The sequence below is a fragment of the Nocardia sp. NPDC004340 genome (assembly GCF_053602575.1).
The window spans coordinates 975,279-987,801 of record NZ_JBSGDW010000002.1 but is presented as its reverse complement, the minus strand read 5'-3'; the positions used below and the strand labels follow the sequence as shown (position 1 = coordinate 987,801).

Here is a 12,523-nt window from a genome sequence, read left to right as displayed (position 1 = left end):
GCCCGGTCCCATTCCGAACCCGGAAGCTAAGGCCACCTGCGCCGATGGTACTGCACTCGACAGGGTGTGGGAGAGTAGGACACCGCCGGAACATCATTCGCGAAGGCCCCCAGCAATCTGCTGGGGGCCTTTGGCGTATCTATGGCCCGCTCGGCCACTTATGAGAGCAGTGCTCTTGACTCAGGTCACTGAATCGGTGATCATTGATCGAAACAGAGAGCACTGATCTCGGAGTAGCTATGATCACCACCGTTTGGTCCATCCTGAACTTCACCCTCGCCTTCGTGGCCGAGCTGGTCGCTGTTGGCGCACTGGCCTATTGGGGCGTCCGTACGGGCCGGAGTCGCACCGCGAAGATCCTCCGGGGTGTGGGAATGGCTGTCGCCGCCATGGTGCTGTGGGGACTCTTCGCGGCGCCGGAGGCGAGCTTCTCGGTGCCGGCGGCCGCGGTGGCCACCAAGGTGCTGGTCTTCGGTGGCGCGGCCGCTGGGCTCTGGCAGCTGGGGCATCGGAAGGTCGCGGTGGCCTTCCCGCTGCTGGTGATCGCGAATCTGGCGGCGATCCACTTCGGGCATCTGTCGATGTGAAGCCCGACGTGAAAAATGAGGCGACACAAGGGGTGTCGGGTGGATACGGTCGCAGCATGATTTCTTTGCCGACTCGGTGTCGGCTGCGCGGCCGTATCGAGTAGCCCGGGAGCGGTGTCTCCGTCCGGGGGAATCGCGCTGTTCTTTTCCTGATCAGCACGAAGGACTGAAGACCGTGCGTACCAATGTTTCTCGACCCGACCTGGCCGTTGTTCGCAATCTGGGGATTCTCGCGCATGTGGATGCGGGGAAGACCACGGTGACCGAGCGGATGCTGTTCCTCACCGGGAGCATCCACAAGCGCGGCGAGGTGCACGACGGGACGACCGTCACCGATTTCGATCCGCAGGAGCGGGATCGGGGGATCACCATCTTCGCGGCGGCCGTGAGCTGTGAGTGGGCCGGGCACCGGTTCACTGTCATCGATACGCCGGGGCACGTGGACTTCTCTGATGAGGTCGAGCGGTCCCTGCGGGTGCTGGACGGCGCGGTCGCGGTGTTCGACGCCGTGGCCGGAGTCGAGCCGCAGAGCGAGTCGGTGTGGCGGCGGGCGGACCGGTACGGGGTCCCTCGGATCGCGTTCGTCAACAAGATGGATCGGGCCGGGGCGGACCTGACGGCCGCGGTGGCCTCGATTCGGGAACGGCTGCATCCGGTTCCGTTGCTCGTGCAGCTGCCGGTGTACTCCGGTGAGGTGTTCACCGGCGTGGTGGACCTGGTCGGGCTGCGTGCGCTCACGTGGGAGCACGGGTTCGCGGAGACGGCGATCCCGGACCACCTGGCGGATGCGGTGGCGCAGGCCCGCAAGGCGTTGGAAGAGGCCGTGGCCGAGCGGAGTTCGGCGGCGCTCGAGGAGTTCGTCGAGCGCTCCGCGCTGTCCGCGGGCGCCTTGGCCGCCGCGCTGCGGGAGCTGACGCTCTCCGGTGAGGTGGTGCCGGTGCTGTGCGGTGCGGCGTACCGCGATATCGGTATCGAGCCGCTGCTCGACGCCGTGGCCGCCTACCTGCCGTCGCCGCTGGATCGGCCGGCGGTGGGCGACGGTGCGCGGGCCGCGGATCCGGCGGAACCACTGGCGGCGTTGGCGTTCAAGGTGCATGCCACGTCGACCGGCAGGCTGACGTTCGTCCGCGTCTACTCGGGTGTCCTCCGCAAGGGTGACACCGTGCTGGACGCGGGCAGCGGTCGGCGCGAGCGGGTTTCGCGCATCCTGCGGGTGCAGGCGGACCGGCACGCGGAGGTGGAGTCCGCGCCCGCGGGCGACATCGTCGCGCTGGTCGGCCCGAAGGCCGTGCGGGTCGGCGCGACCCTGTGTGCTCCGGAGGCCCCGGTGCTGCTGGAGCCGCCGGCTCCGACCGAGCCGGTGGTGTCGGTGGCAGTGGAGGCGCGGACCGGCGCCGAGGCCGAGAAGCTGGCGGTGGCGCTGGCCCGGCTGGCTGAGGAGGATCCGTCGCTGACGGTGCGGACCGATCCGGAGTCGGGGCAGACGCTGCTGGCAGGGCTGGGCGAGCTGCACCTGGAGGTCGTGGTGGAGAAGCTGCGCCGCGACCGCGGGCTGAGCGTGACGGTCGGCCGGCCGCAGGTGGCGTACCGGGAGACCGTGGTGCGCGGCGTGCGGGGCTTCACCTACCGGCACGCCAAGCAGGACGGCGGTTCGGGGCAGTGGGCGCACATCGTGTTCGACGTGCGGCCGCTGCGCGAATCCGAGCCCGGCGCCACGGGTTTCGAATTCGAGTCCACGGTGGTGGGCGGCCGGGTGCCGGCGGAGTTCGTGCGCGCGGTCGAGGCCGGGTGCCGGGACGCCCTGGCGGAGGGCCCGCTGGCGGGTCATCCGGTGACGGGTCTGCGGGTCACGCTCACCGACGGCGCGACGCACTCCAAGGATTCGTCGGACCTGGCGTTCCGCACCGCGGGCCGCCTGGGGCTGCGGGAAGCCTTGCGCGCCAGTGCCATGGCGGTACTGGAACCGCTGGTGGAGCTCACCGCCACGGTGCCGGAGGACCATGTCGGCGCGGTGCTCGGTGATCTCGCCGCCCGGCGGGGCCGGGTGACGGGGTCGGTGACCCGGACCGGCACGGTGGTCGTGACGGCCACGGTCCCGCTGGCCGAATTGTTCGGCTACGCAACGCGTTTGCGGAGCCGGACGCAGGGCCGGGGCACGTTCACGACGCGCCCGCTGGGTTACGCGCCGGTCCCATAGCGGTCGGACGCCCGGTGGCGGCGGCACATGGTGTCGCCGTCATCGGGCCCATCCATCGGTCGCGGGTCGCCGACCGGGGTTGATTGTTGTCGCGACGACGGTTACTGTTGTTGCAACAACATATTTCCCCGATATTGGAGACGACGATGATGTACTCGTTCACCGAAGAGGCCGTGATCACCGGCGACCTGGACCGCGTCTGGGCGGTCGCCACCGATGTCGACCGCTGGTCGGAATGGGACCCGCACGAGGAGAAGTCCCGTATCGACGGTGAGTTCGCGGCCGGGACCAAGGGCTGGGTGAAGCCGAAGGGCGCGCCGGCCGGGCCGTTCACTATCGTGGCCGTGGAGCCGGGACAGTCGTGGACCAGTGAGGCGGGCATCCCGTTCGGGAAGCTGCGCGGTCACCGCACCTACGTCCCGCTCGGCGACGGCCGGGTGCGGGTGGCCGAGCACGTCGAGGTGCACGGGCCGATGGGCCCGCTGTTCAAGCTCGTCTGGGAGAAGGGCATGCGCGCGGACATGCCGCTGACCTTCGCCGCATTGGAACAGGAGGCACGACGGCGTGGCTGAACCACGGGGACCGCTCATGAGTCCGGGCTTCTGGCTGCATCACGCCGCCCTGGAGTGGCGGGCGACGCTGGAACGCAATCTGCGTCCGCTCGGGCTCACGCCGACCCAGTTCAATCTGCTGGCCTCGGCGGGCTGGCTGGGCCGGTCGGGTGAGCTGCCGACCCAGCAGCAGGTGGCGGACATGTCGGGCGCGGATCGGATGATGGCGTCCAAGGTGATTCGCGGTCTGGAGGAGCGGGGGCTGCTGGCGCGACGGGCCGACCCCGTCGACGCCCGCGCGCTGCGGGTCGAGATCACGGCCGAGGGCAGGGAATTGGCGAGCCGGGCGGTGCGGATCGCCGTCGACACCGACGAGCAGCTCTTCGGCGGCGACGGCGATGTGCTGCGCGAGCAGCTGAAACCCATTGCCGCGCACCGGCTGCCCGGCTGACCGGAGGGACGCCCGGTCGGGTGTCGATCAGGCTTTGACCAGGATGGCCCGGGTGTAGAGCAGGCTGAACCCCTGCCGTTGCACGTTCTGCTGCGATTTCGATCCGGGCTGGGTGGTCACCACCGCGATATCGCAGCCCGCCGCGCTCGCCTCGGCCAGGCGTACCGACAGCAGTGAGGATTGGACGCCGTGCCGCCGGTGGGCGGGATCGGTGGCCGCGCCGGTGAGCTGGGCGACGCCGCGGGCCAGCCGCAGGCTCGCGCCTCCGGCCACCCGGCCGTCACGCCGGGCCAGGAACCGCCGCACCCCGGCCGCGCCGGTGAGGTCGCGCATGGCGTTGGCGATGATCTCGGCGGGGAATTCCTCGTGCGAGGCGACGCCCTGGGTGTCGGGGTGGGCGAAGCCGTCCGCGACGACGTCGAGCCAGGCGTCGAATTCGTCGGCGCCGCTGGGCGTCACCTCGACGCCGGACGCGACGTCCGCGGTCAGCGCGGCGCCGAGTTCGCGGCCGAGCACGTTCTCGAACGACACCAGCCGGTACCCGCGTCCGGTGAGCAGTTCCCCGACGCCGGGGTCGCCGAGTTGGGAGACCTCGGCCTGCACGGGCGTCTTGCGGGCCGCGAACAGCCGCTCGATCTCGTCGAGTTCGGCCTCGTCGGGTATCCCCGCGAAGCCGAGCCCGGCGATCTTGTTCAGCGGTGATCCGTCCTCGGCGAAGGACGCGACCCCGCCCGCGAGGGGGATCACGAAGCCGGTGTCCGGTCCGAGCCGGGCCGCGGCGGCCGCGCTGCCCTTGGCGATCAGTTCGGTTTCGACGCCCTCGATGCGGGCGGCGAGGTCGGTTCCACAGAACAGCGTTCCCTGATCGCTCGGCATGGTCCGAGCTTAGGTGGCGGCCCTGCCGCGGGGCCTCCGATTTTCCGCGGCCCGTAGGGTTCGGGATGTGGCTGGTGACCTGGTGGTCGGATTCGACCTGGATATGACGCTGATCGATTCGCGGCCGGGGATCGCCGCGGTGTGGGACGCGGTGGCCGCCAGGACCGGGGTGGCGATCGATTCGGAGCTGGTGGTGTCGCGGCTGGGTCCGCCGCTGGCGCACGAGGCGGCGCAGTGGTTCCCGGAGCACGAGGTGCCGGGTGTGGTGGCCATGTACCGGGAGATGTACCCGGAGTTGGCGGTGCACGCGTCGGATCATCTGCCCGGTGTGGTGGACGCGCTGGCCGCGGTGCACGAGGCCGGGGGCCGGGTGCTGGTGATCACCGCGAAGAACGGGCCGCACGCGCAGCTGCATCTGGATCATCTGGGGCTGGCGGTCGACGAACTGGTCGGCGGGGCCTGGGCGGAGGAGAAGGGGGAGGTGCTGCTCGAGCGCGGCGCCTCGATCTATGTGGGTGATCATCTCGGTGACGTGCGCGCGGCCAAGGTGGCGGACGCGACCTCGGTGGCGGTGACGACCGGACCGTACGCGGCCGAGGAGTTGTCGGCGGCCGGCGCGGACGTGGTGCTGCGGGACCTGACCGAGTTCCGGGCCTGGCTGACCGCGCATCTGACATAGGGGTGAGCGGCGGCATCGGCGGGGGGCGATGCGGCCGCGGGGGCAATTCGCGGGGGTGACAGGGGATTTCCCGGCGGCGGGGCCGGGCGGTGTTTGGCATCAGGGTGATTCGAACGGTGTCGGCCGCCGGTTGTCACGGCTACCTTTCTGGACACGGTCACGAGTATCAGCGTTTTTCGAGCCCCGGCTCGCTGATCGGCAACCCTCGCGTGGGCGGTGGGGTGCCCCGGGTGACGACCAGGCGCTGCCCGACCGGGTGGCGCAAGCGCCAGGACCGCGCATTCCTCTGTCGTGGTCGTGTCCCCCTGCCCGGCCGTGTGCCGGTGCGCGAATGTAGAGGTTGCAATGAGCAGGATCTTGTCCCGGTCGCGTGGTTTCCGGGTGGCGGTGGGTGTCGGGGCGGCGGCGTTGGTCGCGAGTCTGGCGGCGGCCTGCGGTAGCGAATCGTCCGGAAGCAGTTCGGACACCGTGTATTTCGGGGTGTCGGGGCCGAAGACGGGCAATTCCGCCGAGTACGGGCGGCTCTGGCAGCAGGGGTTCGACCTGGCGCTCGACGAGATCAATGCCGCGGGCGGGATCAATGGCAAGAAGGTGGCGCTGAAGTGGGAGGATTCGCAGTCGGATCCGAAGCAGACGGTGCCGATCGCGACCAAGTTCGTGGGTGATCAGTCGATCATCGCGGAGCTGGGCGATTTCTCGTCGCCCGCGTCGATCGCGGCGTCGCCGGTGTACAACCGGGGCAAGCTGGTGCAGTACGGGTTCACCAACTCCGCGGTGGATTTCACCAAGGCGGGGGACTATTCGTGGAGTCCGTCCATCACGTTGGACGTGTACCAGGAGCGCAATGCCGAGTGGGTGCGCTCCAAGGCGAAGAAGGTCTCGGTCGTCTACCTCGAAACCGACTGGGGTAAGCAGGCTTTCAAGTACTTCGAGCAGTTCGCCAAGGAGAAGGGCATCGAGATCGCCTATTCCTCGGCGATCCTGCCGGATTCGCAGGACTTCCGGCCGGTCCTGATCAAGGGCCGGGACGCCAACCCGGAGGCCTTCGTGCACCTGGGGTACGGACCGGACGGTGCGCTGGTGGTCAAGCAGCTGCGGGATGTCGGGTTCACCGGGCAATTCTTCGGCGGGCAGAACACGCCGCAGTTCATCGAGCTGGCGGGCGCCGCGGCCGAGGGCGACATCGTGAACGGTGTGTTCACGCCGTCGGATCCGAGCCCGAAGGTGCAGAACTTCGTCACCAAGTTCCGGGCCAAGTTCAATACCGACCCGGGCGATTTCAATGTGTACGCCTATGACGCGCTGAACGCGGTGGTGAAGGCCGCCAAGGCGGGCGGCGCGACCCGGGAGGGCGTGCTGAAGGGGCTGCGCGAGGTCAAGGACTTCGACGGAATCGGCTTGGGCACCTTCGCCTTCGATCAGCAGACGCGCCGTCCCAGCGGGGTGAAGCCGATCGAGCTGATTCTGCAGAACGGCAAGTTCGTACCGGTCGGAAGCAAGAAGTAGATGTTCGACACGCTCATCGCGGGTCTGGTCCACGGCAATGCGTACGCGCTGATCGCCGTGGGCATCACCCTGATCTTCGGGGTCAGCAATGTCATCAATTTCGCGCACGGCGCGATCTTCGCGTTCGGTTCGGTGCTGGGCTGGTGGCTGATCGCCCAGCACGGGGTGCCGTGGTGGGCCGCGCTGGTCGTGGTGGTGGCGGTGACGGCGCTGGTCGGTGTGGCCATCGACGTGCTGGCGGTGCGGCCGCTGCGCCGGGCCCCGGCCATCGCGGCGCTGCTGGCGACGGTGGCGGTGGGGCTCATCATCGAGAACGTGGTGGCCCTGGTGTTCGGGCCGGACACCCGGCCGTTCCCGCAGGTGTTGTCCACCAACAACTTCCAGGTGGGCGGGGTACGGTTCGGCACCTCCGACGTGGCCATGTTCGCCATCACCCTGCTGGTGATGGGCGGGCTGTGGGCGTTCCTGCGGTTCAGCCGGCACGGGCTGGCGATCCGCGCGACCGCGCAGGATCCGGATGCCGCCGCGCAGATGGGCATCGGGGTCGGGCGGGTGCAGTCGCTGGCCTTCGCCATCGCCTCCGGGCTGGGCGGGCTGGCCGGCATCTTCGTCGGCCTCTACAACTCGAACATCTCGCCCACCAGCGGCGGCGTGGTCGGCATGACCGGCTTCGTGGCGGCCACCATCGGCGGGCTCGGGTCGATTCCGGGCGCGGTGCTCGGCGGCTTCGTGCTCGGCCTGGTGGAGGCGTTCGGCATCTACTGGTTCGGGGACGGCTACCGGGATCTGATCACGTTCGGACTGCTGGTGATCTTCCTGGTGCTGCGGCCCGGCGGGCTGCTGGCCCGGCCGCCCGCCATCGAATCCGAGCCCATGACCGGGACGTTCCTCGGCGCGGGCCGGGAGTTGCGGGTGCGCTGGTGGCACGCGCTGCTGGCTTTCGGTGTTGCGGGCGTGGCGATTCCGTTGATCGCCGACGACTACGGCATTTCGGTGGGCACCCAGATCCTGGCGTACGCGATCATCGCGGTGTCGATGACCCTGGTGGCCGGATCGGCCGGGCAGCTGGCCATCGGGCAGGCCGGGCCGATCGCGATCGGCGCGTACACCTCGGCGGTGCTGACCGTGTCGCACGGGTGGGCGTTCCTGCCCGCCATCGTGGCGGCGGGTGTGGTGGCGGCCGTGGTGTCCTCGGTGCTGGCCGCGCCGCTGTGGCGGCTGGGCGGGCACTACGTGGCGATCGCGACGCTGGGCATCGGCATCGTCACGGTGGCGATCATCCGCAACTGGGAATCGGTGACGCGCGGCAGTTACGGCATCTTCGGGATTCCCGCGCCCAGCGTCTTCGGCTTCGAATTCACCACGCACACCGACATTTTCCGGCTGGAGCTGGTGGTGCTGGCCGCGGTGGTGGCGTTGATCGTCGGCGTGCAGCGGTCCCGGCTGGGGATCGCGATCCGGGCCATCGGGGCCGACGAGGTGGCGGCACGCTCGGCCGGCGTGCCGGTGCGCGACTACAAGGCGCTGGCGTTCGCGGTGGCGGCGTTCTGCTCCGGGATCGGCGGCGCGCTGCTGGCGCACCAGTACTCCTATATCGATCCGACCGTGTTCAACCTGCCGATGTCGCTGCTGGTGGTGACCATCCTGGTGCTCGGCGGCACCGCTTCGCCGTACGGCGCGGTGCTGGGCGCGGTGGTGCTGATCGGCGCGCCGGAGCTGCTGCGGCTGGCGCCGTCGTGGCGAATCGTGTTGTACGGCTTGGTGTTGTTGCTGGTGGTGCGGTTCCGGCCGCAGGGAATTCTGGTGAGGAGGGATCGTGTCCGCACAAGCGAACCAAGCCCGGTCGAAGCCTGAGACCGGAACGGAAGCGGTACTCACCGTGACCGGTCTGCGGCGCTCGTTCGGCGGGGTGCGGGCGGTGGACGGTGTCGAATTCACCATCGCCCCCGGCGAATTCGTGTCCATCATCGGGCCCAACGGCTCCGGGAAATCGACCACGGTGAATCTCATCTCCGGGGTGCTGAAGCCGGATGCCGGGGAAGTGCTGGTGCGCGGCAAGCGGATTCGCCCCGGTCGCCCGGAGGCGGCCGCGGCGGCCGGGATCGCCCGCACCTTCCAGAACGGGCGGGTCTTCGGCACCATGACCGTGCGCGAGAACGTGGACGTCGGGTTGCAGACCACCCTGCGCGCCACCCGCCCGCTGCGGCGGCTCGCGAACATTCCGGTGCTGAAGTGGGTGTCGCTGCTGGCCGAACTGGGTGTGGCGCTGGCGCCGACCCCGGCGGCGCGGGCCGAGCGCCGGGAATCGGCGGCCCGCATCGACGCCCAGCTGGACCGCTTCTCCGAGCGACTGGTCCCGCGCGCCGATCACCCCACCTACACGCTGTCCTACGCCAACCGTCGCCGCACCGAGATCGCGCGGGCGCTGGCCTCCGCACCGGATCTGCTGCTGCTGGACGAACCCGCCGCCGGCATGAACCAGACCGAGACCGCCGAGATCGGCGCGCAACTGGCCGAATTGAAGGCCCAGGGTCAGACGGTGCTGCTGGTCGAACACAAGATGGACCTGGTCCACGAGCTCTCCGACCGGGTGCTGGTGCTGGACGAGGGCCGGATCATCGCGTCGGGCACGCCCGACGAGGTGCTCTCCGATCCCCGCGTCATCGAGGCGTACCTGGGCCGCAGCCGGGCCGGGGGAAAGGTGGCCGTCGATGTCTGAGTTCGACGAGAACGCCACGCCGATCCTCGAATTCGATCGCGTGGTGGTGCATTACGGAGCGTCCCGGGCCCTCGACGAGGTGTCGCTGACGGTCCGCCCCGGCGAGATCGTGTCCCTGCTCGGCGGCAATGCGTCCGGCAAGTCGACCACCATGAAAACCGCTCTGGGACTGTTGCATCCGAGTTCCGGCGCGGTCCGCATCGACGGCGTCGACGTGAGCGCCACCCCTGCGGCGGCCCGGATCCGGGCGGGGCTGGCCTCGGTGCCGGAGGCGCGGCGCGTGTTCCCGGCCATGACCGTCGAGGAGAACCTCTTCGTCGGCGGCTACATCCGCAAGGAGCGGCGCGCGGTGCTGGCCGCGCGCGCCGCCGAGCTGTTCGAGCATTTCCCGCGGCTGGCCGAGCGCCGCCTGCAGCGGGCGGGGACCCTGTCCGGCGGGGAGCAGCAGATGCTGGCCTTCGCCCGCGCCCTCATGAGCAAACCCCGGCTGATCTGCATGGACGAGCCGACAATGGGACTGTCGCCGTTGTTCGTGGATCGGGCGTTGTCGGAGATCGCCCGGCTCAATCGGGAACTGGGCCTGGCCATCCTGATCGTGGAACAGCAGGCGGAGCTGGCCCTGAGCATCGCGCACACCGCCAATGTGCTGCGCACGGGGCGGATCGTGCTGCACGGTCCGGCCGCGGACCTGGTCGGCGATCCGGCCGTCCGCGATGCCTACCTAGGAAAGGTGACGACATGACCACGCGACGCCTGGGCTTCTTCACCCGCCTGGTTCGCACCGACCCGGCCGAGGACGCGGCCGGCGTGTACCGGCAGGCCCTGGACCAGATCGAACTGGCCGAACGGCTCGGCTACGACACCGCCTGGGTGGCGCAACACCACCTGGATCCGGCGGAGGGCGGGCTGCCGTCGCCGTTCGTGTTCCTGGCGCACGCGGCCGCCCGGTTCCCGCGGATCCGGGTCGGGACCGCCATCGTGACGCTGGCGCTGGAGGACCCGATCCGGGTCGCCGAGGACGCGGCCGTCCTGGACGAGCTGTCGGGCGGGCGGCTGGAACTCGGCTTCGGCGCGGGCGGATCCCGGCACGCCTTCGAACTGTTCGAGGCGGCCGATCTCGACCGGCAGGGGCTGTACGCGGACAAGCTCGCCAAGGTCACCGCGGCCTTGGCGGGGACGCCGTTGATCGGGGATCGGGGGCTGAATCCGCCCGCGCCCGGACTGCGGGACCGGCTGTGGCAGGCCACCTTCTCGGCCGGGGGCGCGGCGCGCGCCGGGCGCGCGGGTGACGGACTGCTGCTGTCGAAGGCGCAGCCGCGGGATCCGGCCGCGCCCGCGGCCACCCTGTGGGAGATCCAGCAGCCGCTGGTCGACGCGTATCTCGACGCGCTGCCACCGGGAGCGGAACCGCGAATCGGCGCGTCCCGGGGCGTTTTCGTGGCCGACGACCACGCCGAGGCGCGGGCCCTGGCCGAGCGCGGCGCGGCCAGGTTCCTGGATCAGCTGGGCCGCAACGGCGGGCCGGAGGTGGCCGATTCGGTCGCCGAGGTGCTGCGCGACATCTACTTCGGCACGCCCGACGAGGTGGTGGAGCAGCTCGCCGCCGACGTGGCGCTGCGGCACGCCACCGACTTCATCGTGCAGGTCCACCCGGTCGATCCGGGCCACGCCGCCACCCTGCGCTCCATCGAACTCATCGCCACCAAGGTTGCCCCGCAACTGGGTTGGCGACCCGACGAAAGGACTTCCTCGTGACCGAAGCGACCGCCGCCGTCGAGGTGGCGCCACTCGCCCCGGCTGGACCCGAGGCGGACCGGTCCGCCGATGTCATCGATGCCGTTCTCGGCCCGCGCGCGGACGCCGAGCGGGCACTGCGCGCGACACGCCCGGCGGTGATCGCGCATACGCAGGGGGTGTACGAGGCGTTGCTGGACGGTCCGGCGGCCGCGACGGTCGGGCGGGACCGGCTGATCGCGGCGGCCGTGGCGGTGGCGGAGCTGGCGGGCGCGCCCGAGCTGGCGGCGCATTACGCCGGACTGGGAACGGCTCCGGCCGAGGGGGATCCGGTGCTGGCCGCGATCCTTCGGCACGCCGCGCGGGTCACGACCGCGCCCGCCGCCATCACCCGCGCGGATATCGACGCCCTGGCCGCGGCCGGGCTGTCCGAGCGCGACATCGTCACGGTGGCGCAGCTCGTCGGATTCGTGCACTTCCAGGTCCGGCTGCTGGCCGGTCTCACACTGATCGGAGCGGACAATGGGTGAGCAGGGCGTCAGCGAGGTCCGCAGCGTCGAAAGTGGTCGCCGCCCAACAGGATTCACCCAGGAACATCTGGACTGGGTGCCGTGGGTGGAACCCATCCGGCTGGCCGATGCCGATGAGTTGCAGAAACCCCTGCTGGAGGGTGATCGCGGGATCGGGCCGTACTTCCGGCTACTCGCGCGCAACCCGGAGGTGCTGGCCCATCGCAGTGGCAACGACAAAGAGATCTTCTACGGTCGAGGGGGGCTGACCCGCGCGGAGCGCGAACTCGCGGCGACCGTTACCTCCCGGCACAACGGGTGCGAGTACTGCGCCTCCGTTCATTCACGTTTCACATCTGCGTTGTCCAAGCGGCACGGGGATGTTCAGCGGTTGCTGGACGAAGGCAACGACGTGCGCATCGACGAAAGGTGGGACGCGGTCATCGATTTCGTGGACGCCCTGGCCGCCAATCCGCCCCGCGCCACCGCCGGCCATCTGAACCGCTTGCGGCAGTTGGGTTTCGACGCCTCGGAGCTGCATGATCTGGTGTTGTCGGCGGCCTCGTTCTCGTGGGCCAACCGTCTGATGCTCACCTTGGGAGAGCCCGAGGTGCCCGCATAATCTAGTGCTCTATCGGGTTGGTTCTAGAAAGTTCATCCGTAATCTTCCCTCCGGGGGTATCGGCTCGGTATCGTCGCGATGGCAAACAGTCA

General features: G+C 69.9%; 13 protein-coding genes, 1 rRNA gene and 1 riboswitch. Of the genes, 13 read left to right on the top strand and 1 reads right to left on the bottom strand.

Annotated elements, in window-relative coordinates:
- The 5 genes from rrf to ACWEOI_RS11965 form a co-directional block, all read left to right on the top strand.
- Positions 1–91 (top strand): 5S ribosomal RNA (gene rrf / locus ACWEOI_RS11985); the annotation flags it as partial.
- Between the two features lie 148 nt (positions 92–239).
- The gene (locus tag ACWEOI_RS11980) at positions 240–587 is read left to right on the top strand and encodes a YrdB family protein (RefSeq protein ID WP_452359560.1); all 348 of its coding nucleotides are present in this window, start codon (positions 240–242) and stop codon (positions 585–587) included.
- 175 nt (positions 588–762) lie between these two features.
- Entirely contained in the window at positions 763–2,784 is a 2,022-nt protein-coding gene (fusA, locus tag ACWEOI_RS11975) for an elongation factor G (protein WP_452359559.1), read from the top strand.
- 146 nt (positions 2,785–2,930) lie between these two features.
- Positions 2,931–3,356: an SRPBCC family protein gene (locus tag ACWEOI_RS11970; protein ID WP_452359558.1), complete on the top strand. Its 426-nt coding sequence runs from the start codon at positions 2,931–2,933 to the stop codon at positions 3,354–3,356.
- On the top strand, positions 3,349–3,786 hold the full coding sequence (locus ACWEOI_RS11965; protein WP_452359557.1) for a MarR family winged helix-turn-helix transcriptional regulator: 438 nt from the start codon (positions 3,349–3,351) through the stop codon (positions 3,784–3,786). Before ACWEOI_RS11970 ends, ACWEOI_RS11965 begins: the two co-directional genes overlap by 8 nt.
- Positions 3,787–3,813: 27 nt before the next feature.
- Here ACWEOI_RS11965 and ACWEOI_RS11960 read toward each other — a convergent pair whose 3' ends face one another.
- Entirely contained in the window at positions 3,814–4,641 is an 828-nt protein-coding gene (locus ACWEOI_RS11960) for a GNAT family N-acetyltransferase (RefSeq protein WP_452359589.1), read from the bottom strand.
- 88 nt (positions 4,642–4,729) lie between these two features.
- Here ACWEOI_RS11960 and ACWEOI_RS11955 point away from each other — a divergent pair, with 88 nt between their 5' ends.
- From ACWEOI_RS11955 to ACWEOI_RS11920, 8 genes are all read left to right on the top strand, one after another.
- Complete coding sequence (locus ACWEOI_RS11955) at positions 4,730–5,341, top strand: HAD family hydrolase (protein ID WP_452359556.1); 612 nt, start codon at positions 4,730–4,732, stop codon at positions 5,339–5,341.
- A 155-nt stretch (positions 5,342–5,496) separates the two neighbouring features.
- Positions 5,497–5,615, top strand: a riboswitch (SAM riboswitch).
- Positions 5,616–5,686: 71 nt separating this feature from the next.
- A complete protein-coding gene (locus ACWEOI_RS11950; protein ID WP_433668944.1) occupies positions 5,687–6,847 on the top strand; it encodes an ABC transporter substrate-binding protein in 1,161 nt (386 codons plus the stop codon).
- Positions 6,848–8,701 (top strand): ABC transporter permease subunit, encoded by a 1,854-nt coding sequence (locus ACWEOI_RS11945; RefSeq protein ID WP_433668942.1) that lies wholly within the window; start codon positions 6,848–6,850, stop codon positions 8,699–8,701.
- On the top strand, positions 8,664–9,566 hold the full coding sequence (locus ACWEOI_RS11940; protein WP_433668941.1) for an ATP-binding cassette domain-containing protein: 903 nt from the start codon (positions 8,664–8,666) through the stop codon (positions 9,564–9,566). Before ACWEOI_RS11945 ends, ACWEOI_RS11940 begins: the two co-directional genes overlap by 38 nt.
- Positions 9,559–10,308, top strand: a complete 750-nt coding sequence (locus ACWEOI_RS11935; RefSeq protein ID WP_433668940.1) for an ATP-binding cassette domain-containing protein — start codon at positions 9,559–9,561, stop codon at positions 10,306–10,308. The genes ACWEOI_RS11940 and ACWEOI_RS11935 overlap by 8 nt, the downstream gene beginning before the upstream one ends.
- Complete coding sequence (locus tag ACWEOI_RS11930) at positions 10,305–11,321, top strand: putative FMN-dependent luciferase-like monooxygenase (protein ID WP_452359555.1); 1,017 nt, start codon at positions 10,305–10,307, stop codon at positions 11,319–11,321. The genes ACWEOI_RS11935 and ACWEOI_RS11930 overlap by 4 nt, the downstream gene beginning before the upstream one ends.
- Positions 11,318–11,830 carry a hypothetical protein gene (locus ACWEOI_RS11925; RefSeq protein ID WP_452359554.1) on the top strand — a complete coding sequence of 171 codons (513 nt, stop codon included), beginning with the start codon at positions 11,318–11,320 and terminating at the stop codon, positions 11,828–11,830. Before ACWEOI_RS11930 ends, ACWEOI_RS11925 begins: the two co-directional genes overlap by 4 nt.
- On the top strand, positions 11,823–12,431 hold the full coding sequence (locus ACWEOI_RS11920; protein WP_452359553.1) for a peroxidase-related enzyme: 609 nt from the start codon (positions 11,823–11,825) through the stop codon (positions 12,429–12,431). The genes ACWEOI_RS11925 and ACWEOI_RS11920 overlap by 8 nt, the downstream gene beginning before the upstream one ends.
- Positions 12,432–12,523 lie beyond the last annotated feature (92 nt).